Source organism: Acinetobacter sp. Root1280 (genome assembly GCF_001425285.1).
GTDB lineage: Bacteria > Pseudomonadota > Gammaproteobacteria > Pseudomonadales > Moraxellaceae > Acinetobacter > Acinetobacter guillouiae.
The window spans coordinates 55,982-73,488 of the sequence record NZ_LMED01000009.1 but is presented as its reverse complement, the minus strand read 5'-3'; the positions used below and the strand labels follow the sequence as shown (position 1 = coordinate 73,488).

Annotated in this window: 14 protein-coding genes and 1 pseudogene; 1 reads left to right on the top strand and 14 read right to left on the bottom strand. The window is 30.7% G+C overall.

What is annotated here, in order from left to right:
• Positions 1 to 2: 2 nt before the first annotated feature.
• The 13 genes and pseudogenes from ASC84_RS08880 to ASC84_RS08830 form a co-directional block, all read right to left on the bottom strand.
• Positions 3 to 530, bottom strand: coding sequence for a hypothetical protein (locus tag ASC84_RS08880; protein WP_056513805.1), 528 nt, complete (start codon positions 528 to 530; stop codon positions 3 to 5).
• Positions 523 to 1,014 (bottom strand): hypothetical protein, encoded by a 492-nt coding sequence (locus ASC84_RS08875; protein ID WP_056513804.1) that lies wholly within the window; start codon positions 1,012 to 1,014, stop codon positions 523 to 525. Before ASC84_RS08875 ends, ASC84_RS08880 begins: the two co-directional genes overlap by 8 nt.
• A complete protein-coding gene (locus tag ASC84_RS08870) occupies positions 1,007 to 2,128 on the bottom strand; it encodes a hypothetical protein (protein WP_056513800.1) in 1,122 nt (373 codons plus the stop codon). The genes ASC84_RS08875 and ASC84_RS08870 overlap by 8 nt, the downstream gene beginning before the upstream one ends.
• A complete protein-coding gene (locus tag ASC84_RS08865) occupies positions 2,109 to 3,593 on the bottom strand; it encodes a GspE/PulE family protein (RefSeq protein WP_056513798.1) in 1,485 nt (494 codons plus the stop codon). Before ASC84_RS08865 ends, ASC84_RS08870 begins: the two co-directional genes overlap by 20 nt.
• On the bottom strand, positions 3,593 to 4,783 hold the full coding sequence (locus tag ASC84_RS08860) for a type II secretion system F family protein (RefSeq protein ID WP_056513794.1): 1,191 nt from the start codon (positions 4,781 to 4,783) through the stop codon (positions 3,593 to 3,595). Before ASC84_RS08860 ends, ASC84_RS08865 begins: the two co-directional genes overlap by 1 nt.
• Entirely contained in the window at positions 4,783 to 5,205 is a 423-nt protein-coding gene (gene gspG / locus ASC84_RS08855; RefSeq protein WP_056513791.1) for a type II secretion system major pseudopilin GspG, read from the bottom strand. The genes ASC84_RS08860 and gspG overlap by 1 nt, the downstream gene beginning before the upstream one ends.
• Positions 5,206 to 5,289: 84 nt before the next feature.
• Complete coding sequence (locus ASC84_RS08850) at positions 5,290 to 5,604, bottom strand: hypothetical protein (RefSeq protein WP_056513788.1); 315 nt, start codon at positions 5,602 to 5,604, stop codon at positions 5,290 to 5,292.
• A gap of 172 nt (positions 5,605 to 5,776) precedes the next feature.
• The gene (locus ASC84_RS08845; RefSeq protein ID WP_056513786.1) at positions 5,777 to 10,351 is read right to left on the bottom strand and encodes an RHS repeat domain-containing protein; all 4,575 of its coding nucleotides are present in this window, start codon (positions 10,349 to 10,351) and stop codon (positions 5,777 to 5,779) included.
• Between the two features lie 469 nt (positions 10,352 to 10,820).
• Positions 10,821 to 10,994 carry a hypothetical protein gene (locus tag ASC84_RS22700; protein ID WP_155860331.1) on the bottom strand — a complete coding sequence of 58 codons (174 nt, stop codon included), beginning with the start codon at positions 10,992 to 10,994 and terminating at the stop codon, positions 10,821 to 10,823.
• Between the two features lie 372 nt (positions 10,995 to 11,366).
• The gene (locus ASC84_RS08840) at positions 11,367 to 12,464 is read right to left on the bottom strand and encodes a YqaJ viral recombinase family protein (protein WP_155860330.1); all 1,098 of its coding nucleotides are present in this window, start codon (positions 12,462 to 12,464) and stop codon (positions 11,367 to 11,369) included.
• A gap of 150 nt (positions 12,465 to 12,614) precedes the next feature.
• Positions 12,615 to 12,788, bottom strand: a pseudogene (locus ASC84_RS22290) (DUF932 domain-containing protein); the annotation flags it as partial.
• Positions 12,707 to 15,070, bottom strand: a complete 2,364-nt coding sequence (locus tag ASC84_RS08835; protein ID WP_056513782.1) for a hypothetical protein — start codon at positions 15,068 to 15,070, stop codon at positions 12,707 to 12,709. The pseudogene ASC84_RS22290 and the gene ASC84_RS08835, both read right to left, overlap by 82 nt.
• A gap of 239 nt (positions 15,071 to 15,309) precedes the next feature.
• Positions 15,310 to 16,215 (bottom strand): hypothetical protein, encoded by a 906-nt coding sequence (locus tag ASC84_RS08830; RefSeq protein WP_056513780.1) that lies wholly within the window; start codon positions 16,213 to 16,215, stop codon positions 15,310 to 15,312.
• A 192-nt stretch (positions 16,216 to 16,407) separates the two neighbouring features.
• On the opposite strand from ASC84_RS08830, the gene ASC84_RS08825 reads away from it, so the two are divergent.
• Complete coding sequence (locus tag ASC84_RS08825) at positions 16,408 to 16,674, top strand: AlpA family transcriptional regulator (RefSeq protein ID WP_056513777.1); 267 nt, start codon at positions 16,408 to 16,410, stop codon at positions 16,672 to 16,674.
• Positions 16,675 to 16,756: 82 nt separating this feature from the next.
• On the opposite strand, the gene ASC84_RS08820 is transcribed toward ASC84_RS08825, so the two are convergent.
• A complete protein-coding gene (locus ASC84_RS08820) occupies positions 16,757 to 17,065 on the bottom strand; it encodes a hypothetical protein (RefSeq protein WP_056513774.1) in 309 nt (102 codons plus the stop codon).
• Positions 17,066 to 17,507: the final 442 nt, after the last annotated feature.

Sequence of the window (17,507 nt, the reverse complement as noted above, 5' to 3'; positions counted from 1 at the left end):
TCTTATTTAACAATAGTTACCAATTTATTATAAGGTAAATAATTTAAAACAATCTGATTTTGATCAAAACTCATCACCTGCCATGTTTCATTCAAAACTTGATGAGGCTCTGCTATGAAATTTTCATCACCAATTTTTACGAAAAAAGTAAGTTTATTTTTACTATCTAAAATTTGACCTAAATATTTGACTTCAGGAAGACTTGGCTCTGCTTGAGTGTTAGGAATAATAGCTGTTGTTTGAGGAGCAATTTTAAGTTCTAATTTTGGTTTCAGCGTAACAGTTTTAACTACAGGTGGAGTCACTTTTTTGACAAACAATGGTAAATTCCAACTAGACTCTGTAAAAACATAATTTTCTATGTCTGCATTTTGCTTCAAAATCGGTTTTTCTACTTGATTTAACTGAGATAAATTATCGATAGGTTGAGGTAAAAGTGAACAAATTATACTAACTAATAAAACTGTAGCCAGTAACACATACAATCTCTTTTTTTCTTCTGGGATACGTAAAGAAAAATAATTATTCATGTTCACCTCGTAAAACTAATGTTGTCAAAATTGAATTATCATCTATATTTCTTTCAATTTTTAAAGTGACAATTTTGATGTCAGGAAATTTTTTAATAAATTGATCAATAAACTTTCTACTATTTAACCAAGTCCCATTTACTGATAAATTATACTCAAAAAAATTCTCTTTCTTAATTTCTTTATAGTTTATCAAAACAACATCATTTATTGAAATAATTGGTAAAATATCACTATAAAACTTACTATTAATTTTTACATTTTTCTGTTCGTGTCTATTCTCAGGTTCGATTATTTTAAATTCGACTAATTCAGCATTTCCTTTTTTTAAGTTTGTATAGTTTTTAAAATCAACAGGTATAATAAAAAATAAAACGTATAGTCCGCAGATTAACACCATTATCACTACAAGTTGGAAATATGTTAAATTATTCCAATTTTTCTCAAGTATCCACTTTATATATAGCATAAATTTTCTATTCATTTTTAACCTTTAAGTCAAAAACTATTTTATCATCATCAAAATTGTTAGATATGTCATTAATTAAAAAATTTATTTTTTCAACCTCGCCTCTTTTTATCATACTATTAAAAGTTATCGTATTTGAAACTTCACCATTGATATTATAAATATTATTTTCAAAATCAATTTTATTAAAGTTAATTTTATTGTCTTTTAGACCCATCACTTTATCGATAATTAAAATTGTTTGGATGTTAGCTTCACTATAGTTTTGAATATTATCATAAACCACTTTTTCATTACTAGAATTTACGTAATTTCCTTCATACTCTTGCTTCTCTTGATGTAACTTAAACTTCAAAAAAACAGTTATCATTATCAAAAAAATAAATAATAAAATAATAATTATAAATAAAATTTTTTTGACTTTTTCTTTTGCACTATTGTTTAAATAAACGACATTATTGTCACAATTTTCAAAATCCTTATTAAAATAAAATCTATCCACATTATAACTAGGTATAATATCTTCAAAGCTTAAATATTTTTCAGAATTTGAAATAATATTTTTTGGAAAAGTGGTAATGGAACATATTCTACTTTTTTTCATTTCAATAAAATATATTAAATTATGCTCAGTAAATTTAATATTTTCATCTTTTACTTTATTGAAACTCAATAAATTTCCCAAAGAAGTATTAAAAAAAACATGATTAAACTCATCTTTCAATTTAATGACTCCATCATAAATATTTTTATATATTGCCATACAAAATATTTTTTCATCAAATTCAATTTTATCAAAAATATATACATATTTTCCGCTATCGAAATTCGGATATATTGTATCAAATTGATTTATAGCTAAGAATTTTAGTACTTGATTTTTTGGCCAATATTTTTGAGGCGGAAGTAATATAAATCTACAAAAAATACTCTCTATTGTAAAATTAATTCTTCTTTGGTTAGGTGCAATTACTTTAATTTGATTAGATAAAATATCTACCCAATTTGATTGTTGATAATCAATTTCAAAATCACCCGATACTATTTTTTTTCCTTTTTTAACTAACCATAGGCATTTTTCTAAGGACAATGTTATATATATAATTTCATTATTCAACAAAGGTAACACGATTGATTTCCTGAAAAGTTGATAGTCCACTCGCTACAACAGCCAAAGCTTGTTTTCTTAAAAAGACCATTTTTTCATTAATAAGCTTTTGTTTAATTTGACTTAAAGATATTCCTTTTAAAAGATCTTCCTTTATATCATCATTCATTACCAAGATTTCAGCTATAGCTTTACGCCCCCTATATCCTGTCCATTGACAATGTTCACATCCAATTCCTTCCGATAAATTATATTTTTTTAATTCATCTAAACTTAAACCAGATAACATCAAAATAGTATCATTTATTTCTACTAATTTGCTGCATTTTTCACAATTTAATCGTATCAAACGCTGTGCAATGATCCCATTTAAACTATTTAAAAAACCAAAAAGGTCTATTTCCATGTGCTTAAATCGACCAATGACATCTAAAGCATGATTTGCGTGCACTGAACTATAAACCAAATGTCCTGTTAATGCCGCTTGCACAGCAATTTCAGCAGTTTCTTTATCACGTATTTCTCCAATTAAAATTGTATCTGGATCATGACGTAAAATGGAACGTAATCCCTTTGCAAATGTTAACCCTTTCCTTTCATTGACTGGAATTTGCAACGTTCCAGACATTTGATATTCAACAGGATCTTCGATGGTTATCAGTTTTTGTTGATCATTATGTTGTTCCTGAAGTAAGGCATAAAGTGTAGTCGTTTTACCTGAACCCGTCGGACCTGTAACTAGAACCATTCCATATGGTTGCTGCGTCAATTTCCTTATTTTTTTTGAACTCTCGGCATCGAATCCTAATATTTCTAAGGATAATTTACTTTGTGACTTTGTTAGAGACTTCTTATCTAAAATACGTAATACTGCATCCTCACCATGAAGACCTGGCATAATAGAGATACGTAAATCAATATCTTGCTGATCTATATGAACAGATAAACGGCCATCCTGCGGTACACGTCTTTCAGAAATATCTAAATCGGCAAGTACCTTTAATCTAGATATTATTTGCTCAGTAATATTCTTATTGTTTATTTTTTTATATTGAATTAGTACTCCATCTATTCTATTTTTAATTGTAAGCTGATTAGTATCATTTTCAAAATGTATATCGCTCGCATTACTTTTATAAGCATAAAGGATAGTTTCACTAACAAGATCAATTACTTCATTATTTGACCTTTCATCAGAACTTTGCTTACTCGTTTGAGAAAAATTGAGTAATTCAGATACTCTTATTTCATTAAAATAAGTTCCAATTTTAAAATTATTTTTTGGTATTTCATAGGTAAGCCAAGTAATATCGCTAAGTTCCGGTATACGAAAGAAAATCACCCATAGTTCATGATTAAATTCAGCGCAAATACATTTTTTTTGTTTAACCAACTCATGATTGATTTTAGAAAAATTTACTTGTAATTTTGAAAATTCATTGTCACTAAATTGATGTTCAACAATTTCTGAAATTAAAGCATCCATTATTTTAAACCGCTCGCTAGACCAAATATTGGCATATAAAGTAGAACAACTATTAAGCCAATAAAACCGCCTATAAATAGCATCAATATAGGTTCTAATAATTTAGAAAATTTTTCAACAAATTGTGTTAAATCCAAATCATGGAATTCAGCAGACTTTTCAAACATTGCAACAATTTCACCATTTTTGTCCCCAGCATTTAGTAAGCGAGATGATACTTTCGTAGTTAAACCTGAAATTTCTAAAGAGATACTTAAACTTTGACCTTGCAAAATAAGTTCTTTTGCATTTTTTAATTTCTTTTTCTGTTCAGGAAGCAATAATGACTCAATCAAACTAAATGATTGAACCACTGATGCACCACTAGACAATAAAAGCGCTAAACCTCTATAGAACCTTGATAAGTACATCACTTCTAATCTAGATTGCAGAGGTGTAAAAACAAATAATATTGACATCATAGTTTTTTCCAATCCATGTTTTCTAATTTTTAAAAATATCACTAAGATGCAGATAGCAATTAAAGTAATAACATAAAATCGATAATGACCAACAAATGCACCAAATTTCAACATCATTTCAGATGCTAATGGTAATTTAATATCAATACCCTCATAGATTGCACCAAAACGAGGAACTAAATAGATAATAAGAAAAAATATAACTAAAAAAGCAACCGCCACTAAAGTTAAAGGATACATTGAAGCATTGTAAACTTTATTTTTTATAACAGACACTTGTTCATCATATTTGATATAACTTTCCAAAGCCCTTATAAGTGTTCCGTTTCTTTCACTTGCAGCAACAGTAGCAATTAATATAATTGGAAATTTATCTGATGCTTTTTTCATTGATTCAGAAAGTGGTAAACCTTGATTCAATCCTGTTCTAATTTTAAAGATTGGGTTTTCTTCTTGGTGATCAGTATTATTATGATGATCAATCAATATATCTAAAGATTCTGGTAAAGACATTCCTGATAATAGTAATGTTCTCACTTCATGTACAAAAATTATTACATTGAATTTTTTTAATGACTTTTTATTTTTTATTTTATAACCTTTAAATTTTACAATAAGATTTCCTTGATTTTCAATTATTTCTTTAACTTTACCAGCTGACTCCCCTTCAATACTAATTTTTTCTCTTGACCCTTCTTTAGTCATTATCTCTACTTGAAAAGTTGGCATTACCAATTACCTATATCTTGAGTATCTTCTTTATCTCCACCTTGTACTTTATCTTTTGAAAATGAATAAATATCATAACTTCCTGTATTGTGTTCACCAGGATAATTATATTGATAAGGCATTCCCCAAGGATCAAGAGGAACTTTCTTTATATAAGGTCCATTCCAATGCTGGACTCCACTTGGAGCTGTTATTAATGAGCTTAGTCCTGATGAGTTGGATGGGTAACCTCCTGTATCAATACGATATTGATCTATTGCTTTTATAAATGAATCTACTTGCGCTTTAGCTGTAGTTTTTTCTGATTTTTCAAGGTTTTTGAATAGGTTAGGACCTATGATACCAGCGAGAAGCCCAATGATGACTAAAACAATCATTAATTCAAGTAATGTAAAACCAGACTTATAACTTTTTATTTCCATATATTAACCTTATGAAATTGTTTCAACATTGAAAAAATGCTCTTATAAAACTTAAAACTTTCTATCCTCTAAAATTCATTAGAATCATTTTTTTCCCCAATTTGCAATTATAATAGACAACATAAAAAGAATAGTAAAAAATAATGCCGAAATGCTACCTATTACCCACATTTTTAAATTTAAAAATTCGTAAAAAACGCCATGTATTCCCCAATCCCCATCTACTCCTCTATTTATGGAGCGATTGGTAAAATATAAAACCATTACAATAGTAATAAAAATAAAAAAATAAGTGCCAAAAAACAATTTCACTAAACTAAACTTACTAAAAAAAGAAACTAATATCAGCCCAACTATTGCAGAAAAAGAAGCCCAAAGACCATAATTAAAATTTTCCATATTACATCAACATAAAAACAATTATCCATTTTATACCAGAAATTTACCTCTATTTCCATTATAAATTAAGTATGCCTTTTTTATTTCATTATCTCTTTTCCTTGTTAGTTAACATGAGGGTAACAAGTTTATTTAAAAAATTGCTACCCTTCTAACATTTTAAAATTAATTATTAAAAACAAGACCCAACTGTGCTTCCAGTTGTGAACTCTACACAGACAACAGCTCTCGGGGGGGTATAGATTTGATTTAAATATTTTAAATCTATGGGCCTATTATAAGAATTCTTTAAATTATCTAGCATTTGCTGATTTTGTTGCATATTTGTTTGATTTATATCCTTCATAATCGAATTGTTATTAGATAAGTTTTTATATAAATCATTTCCTAACATTCCTGCACCAGATGCAACTGCTTTAACTGTTACTCCACCTGGATTTGTCCATATACGGGCAGCATCTGCTGCCATTCTTTGTGGAGCAAGAGTGATCACTTTCATATCAATTTTCAAAGGTAATTTACTAATAACTTTACCTAAAGTTGTATAAGCTGGGTAAGCAAATTTAGAAGCTTCTGGAAATAAAAATTTACTTCTATCGACAATTAATCCCCCTGATTTTAAAACTGCAGACGCTCCACCTGCTGTTACAGCACCAAGAACTGTACTGGTTATTAAAGCTCCTCCATCAAAATTATTTTGAACATTTTTCCAAAAATCACCTGGTTGCTTATAAGATGTATACATCAAACCAGCAGAGTAAGATCCTAATCCGAACACTGCTCCTATTAAAAATGGGTTTCGACCATCAGCATCAGCATACATAATAGGATTTTGAATTGCATAAATATATGGATTAGCTCCAGCAGCTAAACCTAATGGGTCCGGTTCCATATATCTACCTAGTTCGGGATTATAATATCTATTTACATTATAAAATTCATTTGTTAATTCATCATAAAATTGTCCTGAATATCTTAAATTTAGTTTTACTGTTTCGATAGAAGGTTTACCTAATCCGAATGCAGTAGGATCCCAAGCCCATACTATTGAAGAATCGTTACTACTATCAATTAATCTTCTTGGTTTATTCTGTACATCTGTAGCAATCCAATAAATTTTAGTATTGCTAGTTGTCCCATATATTGCTGCAACAGGTTTATCGAATAACCAGATATATTCTACTATTGGGTTGCCATCCGCATCATACTCCCCCAAAAGTTTACTATTTTCATCATAAACATATTGATTAGTATTATCTCTCCAAGCAGAACTATTATGTTGATAACCACGAACTGTACGTTCATTCTTATAATTATATGTCATATTATATTTCGGATCCAAATCACCACCAGTTAAATTTTCTCGTCTATTATCAGCATTATCATACCACGGCTTTGAATTACCATAAATCAATTCTCCATTATTTGTATAATTTAAAGCTTGACCATTAATAGAAGAAAGCCTATTACCTAAATAAGCATATACAACATTTCCATTTGGCTGCATATGGGCTCCTGTTGCAGCTAAAGTTTTACGATTTCCATTAGAGTCATAGGTATAAGAGATACTGTACTCTTCAGCTCCATTAACTATTTTATTTTCATTTAAAATTTTACTTTCTTTATCATATGAATAATTAAAAACTCTATCCGTATTCAAGATTTCTTTCTGAATTTCATAGCGTTTATTATACTCATAGTTTAAACCTAAATTAGACATACCTGAACTAGCAGTATTATTGATAGAAACTATCAACCCTGTTAATGCTGGGTCATAGCCCCATTTATAACTTGATGTACTAGAACCCCAATTCCAACCAGTCATAACACCAGCATTATTATAAGAAATATCTCTTAATATATTAGCACCATTTAAATTAACATTTTTAATCTGACCTTTATACTGAGCATCATACACATAATCCACTTTTCGACCAGAAGGTAAAGTCAAACTCGTTAACTTATCAGCCAAACTATATAAGTAGCTTACATTTAAATCTGATTTCAAACCAGCCCACTGGCTTATTAATTTATTAACTTGTCGTTTTCCAACCACTCTATCAAAATCATCATAAGCATAATATGTATCTACGCCATATATATTATCAAGTGAAATCACACTATCTAACCGACCAAACCTACTCTGATCATAATTAAATTTATATTTTACGATTTGGTTATTTAGAGAAGTTCCACTCAAACTATTGCAATCTACATTATTAAATCTATTTAAAATATCATAATTAGTTATATTACATTTCCTATCACCAAATTTATATTCAACTAAATTACCTGCTTGATCATAAGTATTTACCTTGCTTCCAAAATCACTATTATTTTCAGATGCTAATGTATTAGAATTCTTATACACATATGTGCTACCTGAATTACTAGATAATGGATCATTATATTTGATCATATTACCCAAAACATCATAATCAGAATTAAAAATATTTCCTAACTTATCTCTATAAGTTGTAATTTTATCAAACATGCCATAATAATATCTTCTTTCGTTCCTCCCTTCATCTTCAGGATCATAAATTGCTTTGAGTTTTCCATTACGACTATATGCATAACTAGTTGTATTTTTTGTTGTATCATTCCCTTTTCTAAATTTTTTAATATAATCATAACCCATAGAATAATTTATATAATCCTCCAAATAACTTATTCCTGTCGAATCTTTTAACTTTAAAGTCATGATATTTTTCCCACCATCAAAATTACCATAACCTACTTCTTGAAATGCTCCATTCGGAAATCCAATTTTTATTAATCTATCAAAATCATCATAGAAGTAATTCTTTTTTTCACCATCTGGATTAATTTCTGAAATTAACCTTTTTTTACTATCATAATCATATTTCCATTTTTTCCCAGTTACAACTGAATTTTCATTACCGACTCCAACTATAGTACTTTCAACAGTACCATCTGGATTAAAATTATTTTGTTGAACTAAACCATTTGGATATATAATTTTAGTTGGTTGCCCAAATGAATCATAATTTAAGTATTTAATTGTTTTAGTTCCATTTAGTGAAAAAGTTTCACTTATCTTGTTTCCAAAATTATCATACTGAAAATTCGAAATATTTAAAATCCCATCTGCAGATTGTCTTTTTAATGATTTTAATAATCCATTACTTAAATATTCATATTCGGTTGTTTTCGGTGAACTACCAGCCTGTGTTGAGGATACCTTTGTAGCTGTAACTTGTCCTAAATTATTGATGCTATTATCTTGTGTAATAGGCCCATAGATTGTTTTATTAGGAATTCCATATGAAGAATTATATGAAACAATAGTATCAACCACTACGTCGCCAGTAGATCCAATTGTTTTTTGAGTGTTTTTTGTAATTCTTGATTTCTCATCATAAACTCCTGAGTTCACATCTAATCGATCAGTGTCTTCAGTATTTTTTAGTTTTCTTGATTTTTTATCTACTTCAAAACTACTCAATGCCTTACCATTATGCGTAATGCATGTTGAAGTTGAACCTGTTGAAGAAGAAAAAACTATTGAATTTTCTAGATTAGTAATAACCCATTGCTCATTTTCGTTACTAATAGTAGAATCAGGCTTTTTAAAATTTACTACATTATTACTATTACTAACATAATTTACATATGCTTCATCAATATTTTTATCTCGATACGAGGTTAGTTTATTATATGAAACTTCCCAATTTAAAATTAATCTACCATTTAAACTATAATTTGATAAAATCGGAATATTTACTCCTGCAATTTTCTTCTTAGAATCTTGAAACATACCTTTATGATTATAACTTATATAATTATATGTTAAATCCCCTAAATTAGTTGAATTTACATTTTTCAAAATTGGAGTATTTGTCGTTATACCATTTTTTGTAATTGATTGTACATTATAATCATATTTTACTATTTGTTTGTTAATTAAATTCGGCAGTAGTTCAACACTTGAAATTTGACCTTGCAATGCTAAACCATTAATAGTTTTATCACTACCATCTAAGTTAATACGATTAAATTTTAAATTATTTCCATAATTATCAGAAACTGTCGATAAAAGATAAATTTGATTGTTGTTAATATTAGTCATTACATATGCTAATGATAATTTCTTACCCCCTGGATATGTAACATCTGTTGCATTAAAAATTTGTGTAGAATTTCTTTTACCTGATAATGAACTAAATTTTATAGCCATACCATTTATATTTAAATCAAAATAAGTATTTTTATCACTGAATTCGTATTCAGAATTTGCAGCTATTTTCGAAGAGGTATTAAATAATTTATATGAACCATCAGCTTGCTTTTTGAATATTAATGCAAGATTGTTATTTGGCGTATACAAATAAATTGTATTATTGTTTTCAAGTTTTAATTGCCAATCATAATTATTACTCCAACCTGCTCCCATTTTTGATTTATTATCAACATATGAATTTGGAAAATCTTGATCTGCTTGTAATGCAGTTGCACTTTTATTTACGAAATCAGCATCAAACTGTAAAGCAGTTTGATAACTTCTAATAAATGGTAATGATTTATTATCAATATCAGTTTCTGATATTGATATTTGTCTTGAGAGACCATCTATTCCTGGTAGACATGTAGATACAACCTGATTTTGTAAGGCAAGCGCTGTTGTTCCAAAGGAATCGCCATCATAAGCTAAAGCATATGAATTTCCTAAAAAAAAAGAGGTAGATAACATAGAAATTGTGATTCGATTCAATTTTAAATTCATTTTTTTCCTTCATTTTTCATTGATTTTTTTGAATTACAAATATAATACAATAGATTCATGTTTTATCCATTTATTACAAAAAAAAACATTTATCTTTAAAAACCTCGTGGCCTTACAAAGTTTTCATTTCAATGCTGGCTTTTTCTATTCTTTTTGTCGCAATATTTGAAAAAAAGGCTTATCACTTCATAATGGGGTAATATCCCCATTTTTAATTGAGTTAATGAGTAGAAACACCAAAGTCCTTATCATGAGCAATTTGCGATTTTAACGAATTGATGATTAATCAAGATCGTTTAATTGAAGTCAGTAAAAGTTCTAAATGATGATCAAAGAGTAACCGTGGAACGTAAATAATCATGAATAAGCCGTTCTAGAGTACTAGGCTCTAGAACGACTTACTTTAAGATATTGATGCTAAAGAGGAAACTTTAATTATTACGCATAAGGTATATTCTGTTAATTTTATTTAAACGACAAAATTATTTTTAATTATTTCATAATTTTGTAAAGAAATTTTTCGTCCAAGACTACTTAATGCATAATTAATTTCATCTTTAGTTTTTAGCCCATACATTTCATATAAGGAATGAAGCTCTGGAATTTCCTGACGAATATCATTTTCAGCAGGATTATCAATCAATAACTCTTTCCCAATTACATCATATAAATTTTTTGTATAACTTTTTTGTGCAAAAAAAAGATTTTGGGCTTCTAAAAACTCTATATCAACTTTTTTAGGCTCTTCTTTTCGACAATCTTGCCAATACTAATACGTCCGAGTATCGGCGGTGTAATGGCTAAGCCTTTGATCATGCTGTTGTCCTCTTCCGTAATTTTTTACCGATGTTCGGTTGATATGTAGAAATCAATCATTTTTAAATGCATATCAAACTTTGCAATTCAGTCCATTTTGTTCTCTGTAAGTACTTCGGTGCTTACAGGGAACGGGGGCTGTTTTGCGATTTTTTGTAGATATTCGCTGGATTAGGTTTGGGTTATGATGAATTTTTATTTATTCATCATCATCTGTATAGATATTGAAGCGCCTAGAACCTTGTTTATTTTGAGGGAATTGAGTGAGATATTCAGGGTACTGTTTGAGTAATGCCTTACTGTCTAAGCTGATTGAGTCTTTAGACTTTTTCCACGTCACTGAGCCTGTTTTAAAGGTCGCTCGTTCAGCCTGTTGCATCTTGGCTTGTAGTTGATGTTTCAGCAGGTCAAATGTCTCTTGACCAATTTCAATTTGATGTCGTGCTTGAAGCAATTGTTTAAACTGTTGATTGGCTTGTGCATCTTCAGATAAGTCTGTGGTACTCAGTGGTATATGTTCGGGATAAAGTAATTGTAGGGCTTTGGCTGCCGATTCAGAAGCATCCGCATCAGGTGGTGTATCTTTTTCTACGCATTCCCAGAAGTAGCGTTCGGCATTGACGATGTGCTGAATCACCGACTCACTCCGTGTCACTTTGAAGATGCGGGTTTCATGTCCACAGATCAGCACACAGATATGTGCTGCCTTTTTTCCTGTGACTGCCAATTGATGTTGTACTTGGCACAACACGTATAAAGGCACACCATCTCGCCACAGTTTGGCGCCATATTCCCCTGCGGTTTTACATTCTAAAACTTGGACTTCATCACTTCCCACCACTGAGTAATCCAAGTTCGCCAACATAAAATATTTGTCAGCTTCGGGGTGTTGCAATACAGCATTGACACGACGGACTTTGTTGTTGGTGTGTATGCTGTAGTATTCAGCCACCAAGGGTTCGAGACGTTTGCCCCAATACAAAGGTGCATGTCCTTCGCTTTCATCTTCGATGGATTGTTTAATCCGTCCTGTTTTGATCATCCACAGTTCTAGCATCGACATATAGGGATTGAGTCCACAGGCTGCTGCACAATCGCTACTGCCGATGCCTTGTCTGCGTATTTCTAACCATTCGGCTTGACTAAGTTTTTTGGTCTCGACGAAGCGTTTTGCTGTAAATAGTTTGCGACGCTCTGTTGCTGTCGGTTTTGAGGGTATGGTTTGAGGTGGGAATAATGGCGGTGTGGTGGGTCTATTGACTGTTGTTTTGTAATGACTGGGTTGTGGTCTATTCATGGGTATTTCCTCTAATTGATAAATTTTGGGCATAAAAAAACCACATCCGTAGATGTGGTTTTTTGAGATAAAATGGGTTGAATTTAGATATTTTATTTGCTGATGCTTAGGCTAAAAAATTACAGGCTCTTGAAACTTTGCATATAAAGCTTAAGTAATCATTCTTAAAGCCTGTTCTAATCCTCGTTGCTTTAAACCAGCCCCTGCACCAAACCAAGCTGAATCCAGTCGATGATCTTGACTCATAGAGCGACGCTCATGGTCTGAAAATTCGGTGATGGAACAGAGTAAGCCATAGGCAGTTTCCTTAGCTGAGGAGAGCTCATGCTATGGCTTAAGAAAGTTGGAATAATTTTTTGTAAAAAATCCGATTTCCTTTGCTTATTCGTTGATTCAATCAGCAAACGATTGAGTGAATATTCCTCATTAATCTGCATGATTGATTTACCTTGTATTTTATGGCTTTTGAAATGAGGCTTTTCATTCATCTCTAAAATAGACTGTGCTTTGTTTTTTACAAACTTAATCCACTTTATATTTAACCCTTGAATTATTGAGGTTGGGTCAGCAAATGCCCGATCATCAAATACAATAAACACATCAGCGTAAAAATGCCCTATTTCATCCTGTCGCCACAATCCAAAGTAACCAGTCCTCCATGATAAAGGTTTTGCGCGTTGTGCATGGTGCAAAAAAGCAGTCCATAAAATTGCTAATTTTTCCTGAGTTATAAATTCAGATTCAAGGATCAATTCAACAGTTAGTCTAAATATTAAACTATCTTTTTTCATCAAATGTTGAAATAAAATGGTGGCTACTTCTAGGCGTTTTTTATATTTTCTGTAAGCATTGATTCTAATCTCTTTAATTGACTTATCGTTAGAGCCAAGAGACATCTCAGTGAATATGCGACGTAAGTTAAAAATAGATGAATTAATACTCTGAATTGACTCTTTAGAGACCTGTAAACTGGTGAGCTGTTTTAGTGCATTTTTGCTTTCTTGAATTAGACCATTCTCATGTAATTCAAAATCTTGTATTGTTCGTATAACAGGATTCTCTAATTTACTTTCACCTAACAATATAAATTGTTTACCTAGACGCGTAATCGCTCCATGTAAAATTTGACGTGTTAGCATTTTTTGATCACCAGATACACTAAGCTCAAAAGCTTTTAGTTCCGTTGTAACCAATGTCTCAATAAAAATCTCAATATGTATCATCGATTGAAGTTTTTCAGAATCAGGTTCAATCTCACGATAGTAATGCTTCACCGCTTCAATATAAGCTTGACTGGTTTTAGATAGACTACGTGTACTCCAAACAGATTTTCGCTCACTCTCAGATAAAAAGGGTTGATAACCTTTTGATAAAGCTTTGTGCACTTTTTTTAACTCTTTTAAGGAGCTTTCTTCAATAATGTAATTTTTGGAGTTCAGATTGTCTGCTGCAACCGTCTTTAGGTAAGCATCTAAAGTTCCATTCGTAGCCAAATGGTCTTTTAAGTGATTCGGTAATTTAGGCTGAATGTACAAATCAAGTCTAAAGAAAAAGCTAAGTACCCAATATTTAAATGCTTGAACATTTTTGATTTGTGAGTTTTTGATCAAACCTACAGCATTCTTAGAATAATTTTTCCTAATGACCTCATTCCAATTACGAATCGAAACGTAATAGGAAATCCCCAAAAAATTCTGGATTTGTTGTTGTAAAACTTCTATTGATTTTTTTTCAGAGAATTTTTTAGAGGGTTTTAATATCAAAATACAATGTAAGTTTAGATCCTCTTTAGCGCCATGTGTTTCAACTTTGGTTAATCCACTGAGCAAATCAGGAAACCTAGCCAAGATATGCTTAATATCTTGAATGGGGCTATTTTGTACACGTCCTACTTGATCCAATAGATCTGACCTAGGTTTTAAAAAGTCTTGAATCCTAATATCTATTGTAAATACATTGAGTGATGAATGCGTTCCTAATAAATGATCAAAACTTTGAGCTTGTTGAATTAGCTTATCGAATACGTTTTTTTCCTGCTTACGATGATCATTCATTCCATGCTCAATTTGATATCCAACGTGGGTTATCAGTTGAGCTATACGTTCATACGGGATATTTCTGGTCATCCAAGGGGTTATTTGATGATGAGTATCATAAATAAATGCGACTTCAGCAAATTCCTCCTGTTTTTCTTTAGATAATGGTCGATAGCCTAAAATGCCATATTTCTTCCTTATATCATGATCAGCGCCTTTATCAAGCTGTACATATACCTCATAAACACTTTTAAAAAATAGATGATTAAAAATTTCAGGGTGTGGAAATAATTCTTTTTGCAAACGAATTGCATTAAACAACTGACAAAATTCCGCAAGCTGTTGGTGATCATTTTTATGTCTGAATTTTGAAATGAACACTTCAACATCCCAGATATCATCACTGACTTCTTGAGCAAAATCATATATCCGCTTCAAAGCTTCAATTGTTTCTTTAAAAATTATTTTCTCGCTCAACACATCTGTATAGCGAGTTGAATATAAGGTTGGAATTTTATGTTTTAGTAATTTAAAAAAATTTTCATTTGAAATATTTGGAGGTAAAACCATGCTAAACTCGACTAATCGCTATAGATACCAATGCATAAATTTGGATTTATAAATTTTATAATTTTATATTAATCACATTTAATTTATATAAAATAGCTTATCTTAAATTCATAAATCATCAATTTAAATTTAGTTTATCACTCTTATTAATTTTAAAAAACACAAAAAAATTGCACATCAAAGTGCAACCTTGGTTCTATAAAAACCCTCAATTTAGCGATTTTAAAATTAAGATTTATTCAGTCTATTGCACAAGGTTCGATAATTTGTGCGAGCAGATTCTCTTGCTTACGCAATAAATTTTTGATGACTTCTGGCTGATAAGCTGTATTGAACGGAAGCTGCTTTTTTAGCAATATTGATGGATCTGGCATGTTTAAGGCTTTGTTTAGTTCACTACATTCAACACGAATTTCTCTAATTTTATTGGTATATGTTTGCGCCCTAGTGGATGTCATTATTTTGGCTGAGCCAAGTTTATAACGTGGAAGATTCTGTTTATAATTATCAAACTCTTGCTGGAGTTTCCCTAGCTTTTTAGTTTTTTCTGCTAATTGTGTTGCAATCCATTCCTTATCAAATTGCTTAAGCACAGGGTCTAATTCAGGTAAAACATTCTCTACGGCAGCATTCAAGTTTTGCCATTTTCCCTGCTCTTTGGCTTTATTCAACATAAAATCAAAAATAACTTGATGCTTTTTATAGAGCACATCTTGATAGCGTTTCTGTGCTCCACGAACCCCTCGAATCCTTGTATGAATTTTTCGGCTATATAAAATATCAACATTCATACTGGCATACTTACTCAGTATACTTTTGTACTGTATTTTGATCTGTTTATCAGTAAGTTGTTCCAGTTCGTCTATTAAGTTAACAAGCCCATCTAAAACCTCAAAAAAGTCATGGCTTGAATAAATTGTGTTATATCTTTGAACCGTAATCGGCTGTTGCATAAGTTGAATGATTGTTTGAACTTCATCCACGTTGGAAAAACTGCGGATTTCTAGCAACGCATTGAGATTTAGTTCGTCTCGATCAGGCGCTTCAATTTCATGCTCATATTTTGATTTTGTACAGTAGTTAAGAAAGCCTTGGCACACTTCAAATACGAAGACACTTAACTCTTCTTGTTCAACATAAGCCATAAACCAAACATTCCAATTATTTATTATTTATCAAATACATTTTATATCATTATAGTGCAGTAATTCTTTACTTTACCAGTATTATTATAATCCTTAATATGAATCAATATGATTGTGGCATAGCGAGTCAGATAGGATCCAGTGAATGAGATTCTTGACTTAAATACAAATTAATTTCTGGGAGCATATGCCATGCTAGAACACCGTTATCGTGTTAAAGATTTAGTCAATTATCCTGAGCGTCCAGCCAAGGACTATGTTGATCGCGGTGGTCGCCATCGACGATTATCGTATAAACCTGCAACAAAGGGTTTATTGAATATTGCAGAATCGACCTTTTGGAAAATGGTTCGTCGAGGTGATTTCCCTGAACCGACTTATTTAACGGCAAGCATGCCCACTTGGGCTGAAAGTCAAATCATTGAATGGCTTGAACGGAAAGAGCTTAAAGCAGCATAAATGCAAACAGCCTGTCTATGACAGGCTGTTTGCATTAATTTAAATTAGTCCATAACTTGATTTCACATGTGACCATATCATTTTACTTTTTCTTCCAAAGAAATAAATAGCAAGCTAAAAGGCAACCTAGCCAGAAGAAATAATCAAAAATAAAATATAAAAAAATGAATTGATCCAAACCCACAATAAGAGATAAGGGGCTGATACCTATACTACCAACTGGAGATGTTTCACCGTCTACAAGAAACTGAAAAGGAAACCCTCCAGCGATAACTTCAACTTTTGCAAGTTCATCTACGACTATACGGTCAACAAATATATTTTTTTGATAAAATAAAGATATATAAGTAAAAATAAGTGCTAAACAATTAAAATATAATACTTTTTTCATTCACTACTCTTTGGCTTTCAAGTACGTTAAAAATAGCCAATAACATAAGCTTGGTAATAGTGATACTAAAATCACTGATATATTCCCCACCACTCTTCAGAGATTTTCCCCGTATGCCCCCATCCTAAAAAAATAAAAAATGGTATTGCAATTATAAATGAACTATTACCGAAGGTCAGCAAGTTAAGAAAACTATAACGATTTAAAAGAAGTAAGAACATGAAGCTGAAGGTACAATCAAAATACAAAATAATAAGTAGACAATGGCATGCTCTACAAAGACCTTAAAAATTGAATTTAAACTATATTCATAATGATAAACAGCTGTGCTATAAAAATAGTAAGAGTAACGGAGCAAGTAGTAGGGCTTTTACTATGTTTCCTTTTGAGTATTTCATTAACTTAATTCTCTTATTTAATAGATAATTATTACAGCTATACT